Below are 410 nucleotides of genomic sequence, written 5' to 3'. Positions count from 1 at the left end.
GTGATGGACGCCGTGGTCGAAGTGCTGCACCACGAGACCCCGCTCGCCAACTACGGCATCCACTACGCTCGTCGGCCGATGACCTTCCATGGAACGTGGATCAGAGCGGCGGTGCCGGTCGTGGTGTCGTACGGGGCGCTCGCGTACTTCGCCGAACAGGAGGTCGTCGACGGCCGCCACCCCAAGGACGCCTCCCACCTGTCCTGGTCGGCGGGCCCGCACGCCTGCCCGGTCAAGCAGCACACGCTGCTCATCGCCACCGAGGCGATCGAGCGACTGACTCAGTGGCTGCCCGACCTCGAACCCGTCCTGCCGCGCGAGCGACTCTCCTGGCGGCCGGGCCCGTTCCACCGTTCGCTGACGGCACTGCCCGTCAGGTTCAGCCCTCGCTCCCCCGACCAGCCTGGAGA

At 69.5% G+C, this 410-nt stretch carries 1 pseudogene; it reads left to right on the top strand.

The features are described 5' to 3' along the window. Positions 1-410: pseudogene (locus tag TN53_RS42645) on the top strand (cytochrome P450); the annotation flags it as partial.

This window comes from Streptomyces sp. WM6386 (assembly GCF_000972385.1).
Taxonomy (GTDB): Bacteria; Actinomycetota; Actinomycetes; order Streptomycetales; family Streptomycetaceae; genus Streptomyces.
This window is presented reverse-complemented; position numbering and strand designations above follow the sequence as displayed.